Source organism: Capsulimonas sp., assembly GCF_039929585.1.
GTDB lineage: Bacteria > Armatimonadota > Armatimonadia > Armatimonadales > Capsulimonadaceae > Capsulimonas.
In genome coordinates, this window is record NZ_JBDSQY010000287.1 from 1 (window position 1) to 17,505 (window position 17,505).

13 protein-coding genes and 1 pseudogene are annotated in these 17,505 nt (G+C 61.7%); 8 read left to right on the top strand and 6 right to left on the bottom strand.

The window, feature by feature from the left end:
- Positions 1–225: pseudogene (locus ABIZ35_RS21625) on the bottom strand (hypothetical protein); the annotation flags it as partial.
- A 498-nt stretch (positions 226–723) separates the two neighbouring features.
- Positions 724–2,022, bottom strand: a complete 1,299-nt coding sequence (locus ABIZ35_RS21630) for a hypothetical protein (protein WP_348222005.1) — start codon at positions 2,020–2,022, stop codon at positions 724–726.
- Positions 2,023–2,167: 145 nt separating this feature from the next.
- On the opposite strand from ABIZ35_RS21630, the gene ABIZ35_RS21635 reads away from it, so the two are divergent.
- The gene (locus tag ABIZ35_RS21635) at positions 2,168–3,118 is read left to right on the top strand and encodes an ankyrin repeat domain-containing protein (protein WP_348222006.1); all 951 of its coding nucleotides are present in this window, start codon (positions 2,168–2,170) and stop codon (positions 3,116–3,118) included.
- A gap of 10 nt (positions 3,119–3,128) precedes the next feature.
- Positions 3,129–5,045 carry an ankyrin repeat domain-containing protein gene (locus ABIZ35_RS21640; protein WP_348222007.1) on the top strand — a complete coding sequence of 639 codons (1,917 nt, stop codon included), beginning with the start codon at positions 3,129–3,131 and terminating at the stop codon, positions 5,043–5,045.
- A 420-nt stretch (positions 5,046–5,465) separates the two neighbouring features.
- On the opposite strand, the gene ABIZ35_RS21645 is transcribed toward ABIZ35_RS21640, so the two are convergent.
- Positions 5,466–6,008 (bottom strand): hypothetical protein, encoded by a 543-nt coding sequence (locus ABIZ35_RS21645; protein ID WP_348222008.1) that lies wholly within the window; start codon positions 6,006–6,008, stop codon positions 5,466–5,468.
- Positions 6,009–6,062: 54 nt separating this feature from the next.
- Between ABIZ35_RS21645 and ABIZ35_RS21650 the strand changes: the two genes are divergently transcribed.
- The 5 genes from ABIZ35_RS21650 to ABIZ35_RS21670 all read left to right on the top strand — a co-directional run bounded on the left by ABIZ35_RS21650 (position 6,063) and on the right by ABIZ35_RS21670 (position 10,430).
- Positions 6,063–7,106 carry a GNAT family N-acetyltransferase gene (locus ABIZ35_RS21650; RefSeq protein ID WP_348222009.1) on the top strand — a complete coding sequence of 348 codons (1,044 nt, stop codon included), beginning with the start codon at positions 6,063–6,065 and terminating at the stop codon, positions 7,104–7,106.
- Between the two features lie 48 nt (positions 7,107–7,154).
- Positions 7,155–8,039, top strand: a complete 885-nt coding sequence (locus ABIZ35_RS21655) for a hypothetical protein (protein WP_348222010.1) — start codon at positions 7,155–7,157, stop codon at positions 8,037–8,039.
- Positions 8,040–8,156: 117 nt separating this feature from the next.
- Positions 8,157–8,603, top strand: a complete 447-nt coding sequence (locus ABIZ35_RS21660; RefSeq protein WP_348222011.1) for an Rrf2 family transcriptional regulator — start codon at positions 8,157–8,159, stop codon at positions 8,601–8,603.
- A 70-nt stretch (positions 8,604–8,673) separates the two neighbouring features.
- Positions 8,674–8,997: a Dabb family protein gene (locus ABIZ35_RS21665; RefSeq protein WP_348222012.1), complete on the top strand. Its 324-nt coding sequence runs from the start codon at positions 8,674–8,676 to the stop codon at positions 8,995–8,997.
- Positions 8,998–9,470: 473 nt separating this feature from the next.
- On the top strand, positions 9,471–10,430 hold the full coding sequence (locus ABIZ35_RS21670; protein WP_348222013.1) for a GGDEF domain-containing protein: 960 nt from the start codon (positions 9,471–9,473) through the stop codon (positions 10,428–10,430).
- A gap of 63 nt (positions 10,431–10,493) precedes the next feature.
- Here the strand turns inward: ABIZ35_RS21670 and ABIZ35_RS21675 are convergent, their stop codons facing one another.
- Complete coding sequence (locus tag ABIZ35_RS21675; protein ID WP_348222014.1) at positions 10,494–11,657, bottom strand: acyl-CoA dehydrogenase family protein; 1,164 nt, start codon at positions 11,655–11,657, stop codon at positions 10,494–10,496.
- A 122-nt stretch (positions 11,658–11,779) separates the two neighbouring features.
- Between ABIZ35_RS21675 and ABIZ35_RS21680 the strand changes: the two genes are divergently transcribed.
- The gene (locus ABIZ35_RS21680; RefSeq protein WP_348222015.1) at positions 11,780–12,292 is read left to right on the top strand and encodes an NADPH-dependent FMN reductase; all 513 of its coding nucleotides are present in this window, start codon (positions 11,780–11,782) and stop codon (positions 12,290–12,292) included.
- A gap of 265 nt (positions 12,293–12,557) precedes the next feature.
- Here ABIZ35_RS21680 and ABIZ35_RS21685 read toward each other — a convergent pair whose 3' ends face one another.
- Together ABIZ35_RS21685 and ABIZ35_RS21690 are read right to left on the bottom strand one after the other, a co-directional pair.
- Complete coding sequence (locus tag ABIZ35_RS21685; protein WP_348222016.1) at positions 12,558–14,741, bottom strand: hypothetical protein; 2,184 nt, start codon at positions 14,739–14,741, stop codon at positions 12,558–12,560.
- A gap of 160 nt (positions 14,742–14,901) precedes the next feature.
- A complete protein-coding gene (locus tag ABIZ35_RS21690) occupies positions 14,902–17,442 on the bottom strand; it encodes a glycoside hydrolase family 3 C-terminal domain-containing protein (RefSeq protein WP_348222017.1) in 2,541 nt (846 codons plus the stop codon).
- Positions 17,443–17,505 lie beyond the last annotated feature (63 nt).

A 17,505-nucleotide genomic window follows, 5' to 3' on the forward strand; every position in this document is an offset into this window, starting at 1 on the left:
GGCCGTGGGCGGCCGGTTCGGATTCGGCAGCGGCGCGTTAAGGCCCGGAGTCGGATGCCCCGCCCACGGGGCAGGCTCTTTGGCGGCCGGCGGCTGTCCATAGGGAGGGGGCGCCGCGGATGGCCCGGAAGCAAGATCGGGCGGCGGGCCGGGCGCGCGGTAAGCGGGGGCGCCGGTGTCTTCCGGTTCAGGGATCAGGTTGCCGGACAGGTCATAGCGGGCCATCGGAGATCTCCTTGTAAAACGTACGCGTCGACGGGTCCGTCTGCTCATACACTTGCCGTAAGAGGCTCTGGAAATGAGTATAGCATTTGGGAAAACCATTCGCGCCGGACGCCACGCCGTCTTGGGGTTGGCGGGGACTGCCTATCCCCCCTTCCCTGCAAGCCGCTTCGCGGTGGGAAGTGGGTGCTGATCACTCAAAGCGACATGGCTCTTGACACTGGGTATCGGCCCCTCCGCCCCAATTCTGGGGGACCTGATTTCGGACAACGGCATTTTCCGGGTCCCCCAGAATTGGGGCGGAGGGGCCTCCTCTCTGCTCCCCAGGATGGGACGGGGGCCGAAACCCCACCGTCAATAGCCATGTCGTCTATAATGACTAGCTCCCACTTCCCACTGCGAAGCAGCTTGCAGGGAAGGGGGGAAGCGCGCTAAAGCGCCGGGGGGTTAGGCAGACCCCCCGAATTGGGGGCGGTGGGGCCAAACACCCAAACAATAGCTTTACGGCTGTCCCGGCGGCAGGCCGGGGTCGGCGGGCTGTACCTGCTCTTGCGGCGGCGCGGCGTTTTGCTCCGGCGTGCTTGGGTAGGGCGCGGGCTCCGGCGACGGGGCGGGAGGCGCGGCGTTTTGGTCGGGCGACGAGGCGGGCTGCTCGTATTGGCCGGAGGGCAGGCTGATGGGTTGCTGGGTGTCCGGCGTGTTTGGGATGCCGGGACCGGGGGCGGGCAGGGCGCCGGGCTCCGCCTGCGGGGTTCCGGCGGCGGGGGCGTTCGGGGCGCCGCTGAGGCCCTCGTTGGGAGCGCTTGGCGCGGAGGGCCGGTTTTCGGGATGCGCGTAATGATCGCGGTTGAAGTCGCCGACTGCTGGGGTCTCGATGATCGAAGGCGTTGTCGGCGGGCTGGGCGGCGCGGTCGGCGTCGCCATGCTCGGCGCGGCGTCCTGGATGGCGCGGGAGCGGGCGGCCGTTTCCTGGTTCTCCCGACTGGCGCGGATTACCTGGAAACCGAAGGCGGCGAATAGGAACGCATAGATCGGCAGGGCGATCGTCACGGCGGACAGCATCCAGCCCTGCTGGGTCTGCTGGAAGCGCTGCGTATCGTCCTGCTTTCGGTTTCGCCAGGCGATTTCATAGCCGGACGCGCCCAAGTACATGCCGATCCCCAGCATCGCGAGCGCCGAGCCAAAGAACACGGGGGCGCCGTAAACTGGTCCGAACAGAAGGGGTGAAAGTAGAAAGAAGGCGCCGGCCGCTGAGTAGGCAACCCCGAGTCCGAGAGCGCCGTTCGCTGGACCCCAGAAGGGCGGCAGGAAAAAGGCGCCCCAGTTCCAGCGCCGCGCCGCGACTTCCGGCGGCATGCCCGCGCCAAGCCCTGACGCGTTGCCTCCCGAAAAATCGCCATACTTTGAGCCTGAGGGAGAGTCCAGCGGGTACATGCGCGGCGCGCGCGGCGTGACGCCGTCGGTCAGTGGCTGCGAAACGGGTTCTGCCGCCGCTGGAGGCGGCGCTGCCTCTGTCTTCGGCTGCTCCACCCACGAGGCGCCCAGGCTGCCCGTCGTCGTTGGCGCGCGCTTCGGCGGGAGTGGAATACGATAGCGGATCGGCGCGGCGGGCGCATCGGGGATCGTGTCGAGCTCGGACGGCTCGAACGCAGGCGTCGGATCGCTCGGCGCAAGCATTGGACTGCTTGGCGCAAGGCGGGGCGCGGGGTCGAGCTCATCGAGATTTGTCAGAAGATCGACCGGCGCGGCGCCGTCGCCCGGATCGGGGGCCGGCCTGCCGGATAGTTCATAGCGGGACATCGGAAGCTCCTCAGGGCTGGGACGCGCGGCCAATGCGGGCGCTTACCCGGGGGCCGTGACGAACGATAAAATCAGTATAGCACCGGCGGCGAGATTTTGCGGGCGTCTGTATGGGCTGAGGAAGGCGTGTGTTAAAATAGAGATTATGAGAGCCCTGACGTTTCGGAACTTCTGCCGGGCGCTCGGCCTGTCTCGGGCGAACTCTGCGTATCAGAAGCACTTGGAGGAAGCGATTGCCGAACGGGATCTCCCGCGGGTCAAATCAGCGCTGTCGAACGGCGCCGATCCCAACCTCCCGCATACTAACCCATACCAGATCCATCCTACTCCCTTGAGTCAAGCGGTAAAAGCCGGGCGGCCCGATATTGTCGAGGCGCTCGTGAAGGGCGGCGCGCATTTCCATCCGCGCGACCCGGAATTTGCCGTCAATCTGCTCTTCGCCGCCGTTTGGGGCGGCAGCATGCCCATGATCCAATATCTGCTCGATCGTGGAGTTCCGCTGCCCAAAGAATCCCACGCGCTGAATCTCGGCATGGCCTCAGTGTGCGGGCATACGGCCGTTATCGCGTTTCTGCTGGATCATGGCGCCGCGATTGACGAACGCTCTGCATACGATGGCAAGACCGCGCTGATGTCGGCGGCGATGAGCGGCAGCGCCGACGCCGTTCGCCTGCTGCTGGATCACGGCGCCGACGCCACGCTGCGCAGCATCGCCAATCCTGACGACCCAAAAGAACCGTCTCGGTCCGCGTTCGGATACGCGCTCCACAGTCATGACATTGAGACGATCCAGCTGCTGATCGGTACCGCGCCCGACTTGGCCGATCCCGACGCTCTCGCGTACTCGTCTTACAGTATCCTCAAGGACGAACGCGCCCCCGAACTGCTCCATCTGCTGCTGGAGTACGGCGCGGACCCGAATGCGCGCGGCAACGGCAGCACGCCCCTGATCCGAGCCAGCAAATTCGCTTCCGCCGAATGCGTCGCCCTCCTGCTCGCCCACGGCGCCGATGTGAACGCAAAGGACGACGACGGCAAAACCGCCTTAGATTGGAGCACGGACGCCGCCATCACCCAAATGCTCATTCAATGCTAAAATAGAGATTATGCGAACCTCCCTATTCCGATTGCGATCTTACGGCGCTCTCGCGCTTCTCCATTGCGCCATGCTCGTCGCGGCGGCCACGCCGGCCGGGGCACAGTCCGATCCGCCGGCCTTTGACCCGCCGTATTCCATCGTGAAGTCGCCATATCGCGGGGCGACAATCACCTCACAGGCGTTCTCTCCCGACGGGCGCGTGCTGGCGATCGGGATGACCGACGGAACTGCGGCGCTCTACGATCTGCGCGCAAAGCGCTGGACGGTGCATACGAAGCGGCTCCAGTCCGGCGGCGTTCAGGCAGTTGTCCTGTCGCCGGACGGCGCGCTGCTTGCGGCGTCTGGGGATGACGACCATGTGAACGTCGTGGATGCGCGAACGGGAGCGGACCTGCGCCGCCTGCCGGCCAAAACCGCCGCACTTTCGCTCGCTTTCTCGCCGGATGGGAAATCGCTGGCCGCCGGCTTGCTGGAGGATTATGAGGGAATTTCGTCAGTTCGCCTATGGTCGGTTCCCAGCCTGCGCGTGCAGCGCGATCTGAATACCGAGGGGGCGGTGTTCGCTCTTTCGTTTTCGGCCACGGGCGAACGTCTGCTGGCGTCCGCCTCCGAGTCGACGGTCTTCACGATGCCTGCCGGCAAGAAGATTTGGAGCCATGACAATATGGGCGCCCGCTCCGATGCGATCTCTCCCGACGGCAAGATCGTCGGCGGCGGCCTCGGGATCTGGAGCGTCGCCGCGAAGAAACGGATCGCCGAGGGCGGGGGGCAGACGAACTTCTCCGGCTTCAGCCGCACGGGCGCCATTCTCATCAGCGGCAGTGAGGAAGATGGAACGGCGGTGTACGACGGCCATACCGGCAAAAAGCTATCAGACCTGAAGCTCTTCCGTGACTTCTGCGCCGTGTCGCCCGACGGCGCGCTGATCGCCGACGGCTATGGCATGAGTGAAGTTGCGCTTCATCGCATCGACGAAAAGGCGCTCCGAAAACTCGCCTATGAGCGCGCGCATCCGACGCCCAAGCAGATCGTCCAAAAAAGCCTTGCGGACGCGATTGAACACGGCGATCTGGTGAAGGTAAAGCTTGCCCTGGCGAAGGGCGCCAACCCAAACATGCTGTACTCCGAGTACGTGACATTGCTGCGGCGCGCGGCGTCCGGCGGCAATCCGGAAATCTTTCAAACCTTGGTCGCTGCCGGAGCATCGTTTAAGCCAAAAGACCCACAGTTCGCGCATTTAATCCTCGCAGAAGCCGTTTCCAGCAAGAACATCCCCATGGTCCAATGGCTACTGGATCAGGGCGTATCCATTCCGCACGACGAAGAATTCCCGTTGCTCTTCAGCGCCGCAGACGGCGCGCCTATGTGCGCATTTTTGCTGGATCACGGGGCGGCAATCGATGCTCGGGAGCGTATTCACGGTGACACCGCCCTCATGCAGGCGGCGGAGCAGGGCAAATCCGAGGTCGTGAAGCTTCTGTTGGGACGTGGCGCCGACGCCAAGCTCATGACCTTCGCCGACCCAAGCGACAAAGACTATGTCCCCGTCAACGCCCTGACCTACGCCGTCATGAGCGGCGACTTCGCCACAGTCGCCCCGCTCGCCGACGCCACGTCCAACCTCAACGATCCCGCTTCGTTCCGTCTCCCGCTCGCCATTCTCGCGTCCAACCCGAAATCCGCAGCCATCCTGACCCTGCTTCTGGACAAAGGCGCCGACCCCAACGCCCGCGACACAACCCCAGACAGTGACAACGATACCGCCCTGATCTCCGCCGCCCGCCACGGCTTCGTTCTATGCGCCGCCGCCCTGATCGCGCACCACGCCGACATCAACGCCAAAAACAACAACGGCAAAACCGCCCTGGACCTATGCACGGACGACGCCATCGCCAAAATGCTCACCAACGCCGGCCATCGTTGAGATATGCCCCCAGCCATTCCTAAAAGGCGTGGGGGATAAGGCATCGCGCCAATTCTTCCGCAGCATAACTTCCGCGATCGTGTCTTAAGAAATGAGAGATTCATGAAGAGCAGATCCATAATGGCGGATACCGCTCGGTGGTGCGTCCGATGCCTCATTTGTGCGGCTCTGATGCTGATATACACTATATTTTCGAAACATTTTCGTCCTCATATGTACCCCACAATGCCGAGAATGATCGAAATGTCACTGCTAGGCGGCTTAGTCGGGGGTTGCATTTGGGACGCCATCGTTGCGATTTACCGAAGCGCGTCCGGGCAGGAGCCTTTAGACAACTGAGGGAAGAGCGGCCAAAACATAAATACAGGAAACTGCACTTATGCAAGGCCAAGAGGTCTCATGGATAAGATTTGGCGAGGCTCAGCCGCGAATTGAAATTGCGTCTCGCCGCCGGAAACTGAGGTCCAGCTTTCCCGCGATTTCCCAGGCTTTGTCGCTGGCCTCGGCTTCCGTGGCAAAGTACGCGAAGGGAAGCCCATATCGCCACTGCGCCGCTCGGAAGCAGACCACTGATTGGCCGCTTTTCGTGCGTGTGACGTAAATCTCGCCGCCGGCGGTTTGTCCATGCGATGTCCAAGTCAAAAGAGGGAAGCCCTGCTGGAAAGAATATTCCCGCTCTCGTATCTTCAGGCAAAAGCAGCGCGGGCCGGCGCCGTGCAGGAATATAAGGATAAATGGCGTCAGGAGGATCGATGGGCCGAGCTGGTAAAGAGGCATCCCCGCGAGCTCCGGAGAGCCGCCAGTCATTAAGGTCTGTCGAATCCCCTCAGCGGCGAGCCACGAGAGCGCGGCCGCGAGGGCGCCGAACATGCGCCTTTGCGCCATCGGTCGACGGGAAACGATGATCTCCTGATTGTCAGTCTCCAGCCAGGATGAGGCCGTGACCTTTTCGATTTTGTTCATGCGTCTTGAAAGCAGTATAGCATCCCATTGGAAAGTTCACAAGAGATAATAACCATGCATGAGTATCCGACCGTCATTCTCCCTTTCGACCTTGCGTGCGCCGGCAAGCGTGAGTTCACCGCGCTCAACGATTTTCTGAATCTTGTGCGAACGGAAGTCATGCCGGACGACCCGCCGCTTCCCCTGGACCTCCGCATCGCGGGCTATCAAAATATTCCGGATTTCGTATCCGTGAGCGCCTGGGCCGCCTGGGACGCGAGCGGGACGGAGATTGTGGCGAGCGCGTTTGCCGAGTTCGTCACCACTGAGGACAACGCGCATCTGGTGAACATCAACGTGAATGTCCATCCCAAGTATCGGCGGCGCGGCCTTGGGCGCGAGATGTTTCGGCAGGCCGCCCAGGTTCCGCGCCGCGAAGGCAAAACGCTGATCATGGGCTCCACCAACGGACGCGAACCCGGAGGGGAGGCTTTTATGCTTCGGATCGGCGCCGAGCGGGGCCTTACGATGCGCGCCTTTCAGCTGCGATTGGAGAATGTCGATTCCGAACAGATCCGACTGCTGTTGGAGGACCAAACCTCGCCGGACGCCTTCATGCTGGAGTTCCATGATGGCGCCTATCCCGAGGATCAATTGACGGCGATTGTCAATCTTCACGCCGTCATGAACACGCAGCCGCGCGGCGACCTGGACATCGAGGACGTGCAGACGACCCCGGAGCAGATACGGCAGATGGAGAGCATGGAGGCGGCGGCGGGAGTACAGCGGTGGACGCTGACCGCTCGGGAGGCATCCACCGGCCGCCTGGCCGGAATCACGGAAGTGATCTGGCATCCCGGCGTCCCGCAAATCGTGAAGCAGGAAATGACCGGCGTCCTGCCCGAGTTCCGAGGCCACGGCCTGGGACTGCGGATCAAGGCGGCGATGATCGACCGAATTCTTCGAGAGCGCACGCAAGCAAAATTCGTTCGGACCGCCAACGCCGATGCTAATGCGGCAATGCTGCGCATTAACGAAACGCTTGGGTTTGAGCCCTATATGTCCGCCTGCAACTGGCAAGTGACGACAGAACAAGCGCTGGCGTACTTAGCGCAGTGACGCCGCAGAACGATAGGGGAGTTATCCCGCTCCGCTGGAGTAAAAGTGATGCGATCCGAACACCAACCTGCCGCAGTGACGCACTGCCGTGTTTCCTATCCACAAGACCAACCGTATGATCCGCAGGAGAAAGCACGGAGATACGAAGAGTGGTCGGCTCCTCGTATTCGGTCGCTTACGCTCGCTAAGATCCGAAAAGAATTTATCCAGGATGAGCAAGGGTTTTCGTCGATTTCTCAGCATTTGGTGAGCAGACTTCCCATTCTTGAGGATATGCCTGGCGATCAAGCCGTCGTGCGGTTGGGTTTTGATCTTTGCGATCGCTGGACCGATGAGTGGCTCCAGTTCCTCCCAAACCTTCCCTATATTTCACTGCCGGTGCTGTTCTTCCAGAAGGACCTTGCCGCCGGCGGAGAACCGCATCTGCATATTGCGATATCGGGCGCTCCTCACTCGTTTGACATGAGCGAATCCTACCATTCGCGACCGACCGGCGATGCGCCCGAAATTCTCGCGCAGCCAGCCCGTCTGCGGCATTTTCGTCAAATGCGCGGGGAGGAGCAATGGGGATTTTGGAGTGAACGCGCGCTGACACGGGCGCGTCAGGACTTCCAGCGCCTTTACGCTGAGAAATGCTTTGCCGACCAAGTTCTCATCCTCGCCTCGCTCATTCGCTTGCTGTCGGAATGCGCGTCCAGGATGTATACAATCCGAGGATCGTCAGAGCGCAAAATACATGATGCCCGTCTGGCGGGCATGAACGAACTGATTTCCTTTATCGCCAGTGAGCTTTCTCCGAAAGTCGGCGGTTATGGATACAAATGGAGCACTCTCGATTTTTCCGAAGACCTGTTCTGGATCGCCAAGGACTGCGACTGCGAATACGAACTCATGTCGCTCTGCGGCCTTTTAATCTGGTCCGATCCATATTAATCTCCGCTTCTTGGAATATTGTACTGAGATACGCAGTCACAAACTCACGACCATTGACAATAATATCAAAGTGTGTAACAATCGCACTTGCATACTCGAAAAGGATGTCTGAGATCCATGCCCACGAGTTCACGCTTCGCTGTCGCCGTTCATGTCCTTGCCACCATCACTCTGCGCGACGGCGCCCCCGCGCGGTCGGAGGATCTGGCTTATACCGCCAGCACCGGCGCGGTGGTCATTCGGGCGTTGCTGTCGCGTCTTAATAGCGCGGGGCTGACGACGTCGCAGCTTGGTTCTGGGGGCGGCGCGCTGCTTGCCAAGCCGGCGGAGCAGATTCGTTTGCTGGATGTTTACGAGGCGGTGGAGGACACGGAGCTCTTCACCACACATCGCACGCCGCCCTGCAAAGACTGCGCCGTCGGCGCGAGTATTCTGGAAGCCATGCAGCCGTCGCTGGACCAGGCGCGCGCGGCCTTCGAGAATGAGCTGGCGCGCGTGACCGTCGCCGAAATCGCCGCCGAGGTCGTGCGGATCGGTCACATCACCCTCCCACTCACCTGGTGACGTCTTTTTATTCAAATATGTAACTATGCTCATGACACACAATACATCACCCTCGAAAGAAGGTCTCTTCATGCCGCAGCAATCCACGCTCTTTCACAACGTTTACATCTGGCTCCACGACGACGCTCCCGCCGGCGCCGTCCAAACGGTCGCCCATGCGGCCCTTACGCTTCTGACGGAGATCCCCGGCGTTCAAAGTCTCGTCGTGGCGGCGCCCGCCGGCTCGCCGCACCCCCTGGTGGACGGCTCCTACGCCCTCGTCCTGCTGATGGAATTTCCCGACGCGGCCGCGCTCGACGCGTACGACAGCCACCCCGACCACGTTCGTTTCGTCGAAGGGTACAAGCAGTGGTTTAGCCGACTGGAAGTCTACAACTCTTCGGCGATCCTTTAGGGGGTTCGTTCTCGTATCGGATTCGTTCCCCTAGCCCCCAAAGGGGGTAAAAGCTCATAGTCGCCCACGTGACAAAGATCTGCCACGTGGGCGATTTTATGGTTTGCACCCCTTGTGGGGGCCGGGGGGCATCTTCATCCTCCCCCAGAATTGAGGGCAGGGGGCCAGAGTTCGCCGTAATGACGCAGGATGCAGGGATCGTCTGTGGCGCATCACCGGCGGTAACTTCCGATTGCTTGGCCGACTTTTGGCCCAGACGGAGCGCATCGTCAAGATCAATGAACTACCCAAAGGGACGCGTCAGGCTGTCGAAGCACGAGAGAGTCTGGTAATTGGGCAAACGGCCTCGCGTTTCTGGTACACTCGGTTCATATAAATTGGCTTTACATGTCTCAGCGGCGACAATCATAACTTGAGATCCTGCGACAAACGATAATATCGCAAGAAACTCATCTGCTGCTTGGTGGATTTAAATGCAAGACAGTGGTATTGATGCGTCCGTATATCAGCAAGCGCCATCCTTGGATCGGGACATTAAAGATTTAGCTCTGCGTGTGGTCGATAGTATCTCAGCAATGGTTGCCTATTGGGACAAGGATCAAATTTGCCTGTTCGCAAATGAGGCTTACCAAGAATGGTTTGGCAAATCCCGAGACGAAGTGATCGGGATGTCCATGCAAGACCTACTCGGCCCACTGTATACGCTCAATCTGCCCTACATTACCGAGGCGCTGCGCGGCCATCTCCAGGTATTCGAGAGAACAATCCCACTTCCAGATGGGCGCATCAAGCATAGTCTCGCCACGTACACTCCGGACATTGTCGGAGTGTACGTGGTCGGATTTTTTGTTCATGTCGCCGATATTACCGCGTTGAAAGACCTCGAGACTGAACTTAGAGAAGCTAAGGACCAAGCACAGAAACTCGCAACCCACGATTTCCTAACCGGCCTGCCTAATCGGAGGATGTTCACCGAGCGCGCCTCAGTGGCGCTTGCCGCCGCTGAGCGCCTCAATCGCCTCGTTGCATTTATGGTAATGGATATGAACGGCTTTAAGAGCGTCAACGACACGTATGGACACGCGGAAGGAGATCGGCTTTTGACGATCACTGCAGATCGCCTGGCGTCTACTATCCGGCAATCCGATACACTTGCGCGCATGGGCGGCGATGAATTCACACTGCTGTCCGTGGATATAGAATCCAAAACGGCCGCCCATGTTTTGGCTAACAGATTGGTTGCCTCGGTCAGCAGACCGTTTGCCTGCAATGGAGCAATGCTCAATCCTTCCCTGAGCATTGGGATCGCGATGTATCCACACGACGGAACCACGCTGGAGATGTTGATGTCAGTTGCCGATATCGCGATGTACCGAGCCAAACATCAAGGCAAAACAGGCAATAATTTTGCGTTCGTCAGCGGCGAGGAATGACGATCTCGCTTGCCAACCACACACGGGGCAGTGAGTGACAATTGTCTCTGCAGGTCTATCCCATCACGAATAAAACGTCGGCGTGGGAATCGTGTCGCAGAGCGCCCATTCGCCGAGTTCCTTGAGCTTGTAGTCGACGGGGTCGTGCAGGGTGTGCGTTCGGAGGTTTCGCCAGTAGCGGTCGAAGTCGAAATGGGCGGCGGTCGCGCTGGCGCCCATGACTTCGAACATGCGCTGGACGACGTCCAGGCCGTTCTTTGTCGCCGACACTTTGGCGGCCGCGACGGCGACGGAGGTTTCGCCGCGCTGCCGGGCGGTGAGGTCGTCGCCCAAATCCCAGGATTTCTGGAAGACATCGGCGGCGCGATCCGCGAGAAGGCGGGCGCCTTCGAGCGCCAGCCAGAGTTCGCCGTAATGACGCAGGATGTACGGATCGTCCGAAGCGGCGGCGACGCCCGACGTTCCCCAGGGACGGCTTCGCGACAGTGTGTAACGCTTGGCTTCTTCAAACGCGCCCTCGGCGATCCCCAAAAAGACGTTGACTAAAATTAGCTGCGCCAGACACGGGCGCAGGGAGGCGAAGATGCTCCCCAGCGGCCCTGGCGTCGTGAGCATATCATCGGCGTTCACCTTCAGATTTTGAAACGCCACGCTCCCGCTGTCGGTTTGTCGCTGGCCCATGTTGTCCCAGTCGTGATGGATCGTGATCCCCGCGCGATCCGACGGGACGACAGCCACCATCAACTTGCCGTCGACGCTCGAAAGCGCCGAGGCGATCAGAATGTCCGAATCCGCCGCGCCCGAGCAAAAGCTCTTGACCCCGTTCCATATCCACCCCACGCCGTCGGGCGCGGCGACGGTCCGCTTGTCCAGCGGGTTGAGCGCGTTCCCCCAGAACCAGCGGTGTTCGCAAGTCGCGCGCCCGAGTGTCTCCATCTGTTCATCCGAGCCAAAAAGCCGTACGGTAGCGACCAGCAGATGGTGAAATCCAAAAACATGCGCGACCGAGCTGTCCGCCCGCGCGATCGTCCGCACTGCAAGCATCGTCTCCGCCCACGACGCGCCGCCCCCGCCATACTCCGTGGGAATCGACATCGCCAGCAGCCCCGACTCGCGCAGCCGATCGCGTTCACGCTTCGGCGTCCCGCCGGCTTTGTCCCGCTCGGCCGCCGTTTCGGCGAACTCCTGCGCGAGACGCTCGGCGATGGGGTGGAAGTTGATTGTCATGTGGGTTTATTCGGCGAGGGGCGTGAGGATTCCTTATGCCGCATCTGGCCTGCATGTGGGTAGAACACGGGCGTGGGTAGAATGTGGGAACCCGGGCGCCTCCCCTCATTGTTGAACCTCGCATGAACATCCTCGCTCTCTCCGGAAGCCTGCGCCAGGGCTCCTCGAACACGACGCTTCTGCACGCCGCCGCCGCGCTCGCGCCGGACGGCGTCGCCGTCACGGTCTACGAACGTCTGGGCGACATCCCCCCGTTCAATCCCGACCTTGACGAGAACGCGCCCGAACCCGTTCAGGCGTTTCGGGCCGTGCTGCGCGCCGCCGATGCGGTGCTGATCTGCAGTCCGGAGTACGCGCATGGGGTGTCGGGGGTGATGAAGAACGCCCTGGACTGGACGGTGGGGAGCGGCGAGTTTATCCAAAAGCCCGTCGCACTGCTGAACGCCGCGCCGTGGGCGACCTTTGCGCACAGCCAGCTTACGGAGACAATCAAGACGATGGATGCGCGGGTGGTGGAGGAAGCATGCGTCGCGGTGAAGATTTTGCCGAAAAACTTAGGCGTGGCGGGGATGGTCGCCAGCCCGGAAATTGCGCCGGTGTTACGGGCGGCGGTTGCGGCGCTGGCCCTCACCTAAGATAGCTGGCGGTTACTGCTGTTTGAGTCTTTAATGACGCAACGAACACAGAAGAGGCCAGCGGTTGAAACCGCGCCTACGAGAGCGCAGAAGTCCGCCTGCGCGGACTACGTGATCCGAAGCGATACCGCCTGATATTACGTTTTTATTCGACAGTATCGCATACAAATATGTAACCCACGCAGGTGGGTTTCCGCGCTCTCAAAGGCGTGGTTTCAACCGCCGGCGCCGCTGATTTGAACGACTCGCTTAGGTGAGGGCCGCCCTACAGCGCCGGGCGCAACCCCTCCCAGCGCACCGTCCAGCCTTTGTCGGGGGACGGGAAGCCGGGGGCGTGGCCGGCAGGAGCGCCGCGCCAGCCGGCGGCCATCATCGCGACGGCGAAGAGCAGGCCGCCGTTGCCGGGCAGATACAGGGGCAGGATGGGCTGCTGGTAGTTGTGGCCGTTGGCGAGGTAGACGTTCTTTCCAGTGTCGATGAACAGGGATTCGATCGCCTGGTCGGGGCGGCCGAGGCGTGCGGCGGTCATCGCCATCATCGGGAAGTCCCAGCCCCACATGTCGTCGCGCGGCCACTTCGTCAGCACGAAATCGAGGGTCTTCTGCATGACGGCGTCGTCCACCAGAGGCGTTCGCGGGGCGACGCCCAGCGCGCCGAGCATTGTGGGGTGTCCGGTGTGGCCGGCGTCGACCAACTCGGTCTCGCGGTAAATGCCGTCGTGGATCGCCAGCGGCGCGAAGTTGTTTCGAACGTGATCCCACTCTTCCGAGCGCGCCATGCCGAGGCGCTCGCGCCAGAGCTGCGCGATCCCCAGCGCCCACGACCAGTGCGCCAGATCGAAGGTCGGGTTTTTCGACGTCTTTCGATCCGGGAAGTTATTCTCGTAGGGCGCGACACTGGGCGGTCCCAGCTCATAGCACTTGCGCTCGTCGTTCCACCACGGGAACGACGCCATGAACTCCGCGCTTTCCAGCACGATGTCCTTGAAGAAGTGCAGCGTCTCCTGGGTCGGCTTGGCCTGATAGATTAGCTCGGCGAAGTGGACTGGGTGCGGCTGCTGCCAGGTCAAAAACGGGTTGATCCGGTTCGGGCTTTCGCGCCCTTCGGGGCCGACCATCTTGGGCCAGCGCGCGCCTTTGCAGCCGATGCGCGCGGCGGTCTCGCGCGCGACGGGCAGGATCTGGCGGTAGTAATCCATGCTGCGCATCAGCATCGCCTCGCGTCCCCACTGCGGGAAGTGCGCGGCGTGCCACCAGTGCATCTCGTGGTGAAACTTTCCAAACCAGCTGTTCTGCACAAGCCCAGTCTCCTGCGGCGGCAGCGAACCGGAGCTATTGATCGCCGTCTGGTACTGCGACAGCACGATTCGCCGCTCCAGTTCTTTCCAGCGGCTGTCCGCGCTTTCGGAAAGATCGATGGCGCCGCCCGTCGACCAGAACGTCTTCCAATGCTTCGCCGCCGCGCGCTTGACCTGATCGAAGCTCGCCACTTTCCCCTTCGTCTTCTCGATAGGATCGGGTGAAAAGGCGAGCACGAGGCTGATGGAATCTTGCCCCTTGGCGGTCCAGGTGTGTTCGTGCTGCGAGACCGTCTGGTGAGCTGCCCCCATGGAAGCGAGGGCGCGCGCGGAGTAATCCGTCGCTCCGTCGATCTGGCGTCCGAACCGGCATTCATCTTTGACAATGCTCACGGAGGTGGTATGGCGATCCGGCTGGCCCCAGTCGTCGGGATGCAGCCAGTCGGCGGGAGCGTAGGAGAAGTGCAGCCGCGCGCCCATTCGCCCGTCCGAGATCAACGGCGAGGTGACGCGCACCGCCAGTACGTCGTGCGTGGGATCGGACACTGTCTCCACCAGGACGGACTGACCGGCGATAGTGAAGCGGCTTGTCAGCAGGCCCCACCAGAGATCGAGCTCCTGATGGACATCGCCGAGATCCTCGATCTTCGCCTCGCGTCCATCAATTTGCGGCAATAGAAGCCCCAGGCGTCCCAGATCGAACTTATGCGGATTGCTGCACAGCCACTGCGCCGCCGGGCTGTCTTCGCCAAACCCGCCGCCGTTTTCGTTGCCGCTGGGGTAGGGCGTCTGTCGTCCGTGGCTGTCGTACATGTTGAACGTGTCACTCAGCTTGTAATGGTTTTCATTGGGCGACGTGTGCCACGCCCACTGCGCCATCGTCTGCAGCAGCATTTTCCCGTCATGAAAGCCCGGGAACGTCTGCAATCCCGTCACGTCCGCCGTAAACGCAAACTCGCCGTTGCCCACCGACAGCGGCGTCAGCGCCTCGGGTTGTGTGAGCGTGATCTTGTGCCGATCCACCAGCGCCTTACGGTCGATCTTGCCTTTGCCGCCCTTGCTTCCGTTACTGGACGCCGCGTCGGCGGAGTAGGGGACAGCGCCCAGAAGCGCAGCGGCGCCAACGAGTTTGACGAACGATCGACGGTTCATAATGGGTTACTTTCCTAAGTCTTGTTTGCCGTCGTGTGGGTGTTCGGCCCCTCCGCCCCAATTCTGGGGGACCTGATTTCGGAGATTGGCATTTTCCGGTCCCCCAGAATTGGGGCGGAGGGGCCATCCTAATCCAGTGGGGCGGAGGGGCATCCACATCCTAAAACATCCCCGCAGTCACCACGACCTTCGTGACGCTTCGAATGTCGCGGCTGGAGGCGCCGGCCTGGATCTCATACGTCCCCGGATCGACACGCCACGCCTTCGCTTTCACATCATAGTAGGAGAACGCGTCGGCTTTGAGCTGGAACGCGGCCTGCCCCGCCTGGCCGGGTTTCAGGGCGATCTTGGTGAAGGCTTTGAGTTCGTGGATGGGGCGCGCAACGCTGGGTTTGAGCGGGCGGATGTAGATCTGGACGGTTTCCTTGCCCTCGCGCGTTCCGGTGTTCTTCACGGGGAGTTTTACCGAAATGGCGCCCTTGGCCCTGGCGGCGGTCAGCTTGCCGAAGGAGAACGTGGTGTAGCTCAGGCCGTAGCCGAACGGGAACTGCGGCTCGGCGTGCTTGGTGTCGTAGTAACGATAGCCGACCATCAGGCCGTCTTGATAGTTGACGACATCTCGGTTCTCGGTGGCGAGCTTGTGGCTGGGCGAGTCGGCGAGGACTTTCGGCCAGCTGAAGGGGAGGCGGCCGCTGGGGTTGACCTTGCCGAAAAGGATATCCGCGACGGCGTTTCCGCCCTCCATGCCGGGGTACCAGGCTTCGACCACGGCGGGAACGTTCGGGAGCCAGCCGCCCAGCTCCAATGGCGAGCCGTTGATCATCACGACCACGGTGCGCGGGTTGAGCTTGGCGACCCGGTTGATGAGATTCTGCTGATCGGCCGGGAAGTGCATGTCCGGGCGATCCCAGCCCTCGGTATCCAGGCTGTGGTCAATGCCGCCGACCACGACGACCGTTTCGGCCTTTTGCACGGCCTCGTCGATGGCCGTCCATTGCGGCGAGGCCGGCGTCTGCCAGGCGAGCGAAAGGGCGGCGTCGCCGGGCTGGCGGGTGTACTCGATGCGCAGCGTGAAGGGCTTGCCCTGCTCCATCTGAACCAGCGCCGTGGCGGTCGGGCGGCCGTCCTCGCGGCTCGCCATGGCCAGCGGTTCGCCGCCGCTTTCGCCCGCGTAAATGGTCGCCTTGCCGCCGGCGGTCACTTTGATCGCATACGAACCCGTCACCGGCGGAATAATCTTGCCGATGAACTGCGCGCGGAACCCATCGGGCGCAATGGCCGGGTCCGGCCCGCGCATCTCCCACATGAAGTTGACCTGCGGTTCGACCTTCGTGATGGCGGGTTCGGTCCCGTCCTTGGCGTAGTATTTTGCCGTGAAGCCGGGTTTCCCATCCACGGGCTGGAGCGCGCTCGGCGGGATCGGCTGGAAGCCGCCGAGATCGTCGACCGAGAGATACTGGACCCGGTCCCCGAGGACGGTTTTGATTCCCGCGAGGGTCGTTACTTCGTACGGTCCCTGCACCCAGGAGCTGCCGCCCAGGCCGCCGATGCAGAATCGGCGGTCGGCGCTGGGGCCGAGCACCAGCACGTTCTTGACCTTGGCGGGATCGAGCGGCAGGATATTTTGCGCATTCTTGAGCAGGACGACTCCTTCGGCTGCGACCTGACGGGCGACCGCCTGATGCTCCGGCGTGTTGCGCTGGGCGCCCGCCGTCATATCTCGATGGTTGAGAACGCCGGTATAGGCAAAGACGCGCAGGATGCGCCGGGCCTTGTCGTCGATCACCGAGATCGGCACGCGGCCCGCATAAACGGCGGCCACTAACGGTTTGGCGAACGGGCAGTCGCCGCCGGGCATGGAGATGTCCAGACCGGCGAACGCGGACTTCTCGACCGAGCGGGCCTGCAGCCAGTCGGTGAGCACCATGCCGTCGAAGCCCCATTCGTCTTTGAGCTTGTCCCGAAGCAGCGCCTTGCTGTCGCTGACGAAATCGCCGTTGACGCCGTTCGCCGAAGTCATCACCGACCAGACATGCCCATCCACCACCGACGACTTGAACGCGGGCAGATAGATCTCATTGAGCGTCCGCTGGTCCACCATGGACATATAAAAATTGCGATTGTCCTCACGGTTATTGCACGCGTAGTGCTTCAAACAGGCCGCGACGCCCTCACTCTGAATCCCCTTCACGATCTCCGCGGCGAGCCGCGAGTTCAGATACGGGTCTTCCGTGTAGTACTCAAAGAACCGACCGCCAATGGGGTCGCGCTGGATATTGATCCCCGGCCCAAGCAGAACGCCTTCGCCGACGGCGCGCGTTTCTTCGCCCATGACCTTGCCGGCCTTGCCGATCAGACTGGGGTTCCAGGTCGCTCCAAACAGCACGCCCGCCGGGAACGCCGTGCTTGCGCCCGAGTTGTTCGGCCCGCGCGGCCCGTCGGTGAGCCGCAGGGTTGGAATGTTCAGCCGGGGCACGCCGCGAAAGTGGCCGTTGTCGCCCGAGCACAGCGCGATCTTCTCTTCCAGGGTCAGGTGAAGAAGAAGATCGTCGAGCTGCCGCTCGACCTTGGGATTGAGGCGCGGCGCGTTGGCGTTCGTCTTTGCAGGAGCGGCCGCGCTGAGATGAGGAGCAAGGACGCAGAGGGCGGCGAGAGCGGCGCCTAATTTGATTGGGTTTGTGTTGGTTTTTCTGGATTTCATGTGGGTTTATGATTGTATCAGAATTGGGGGGATTTGGCAAGAAGGGATTTGGTCCCCCTGCCG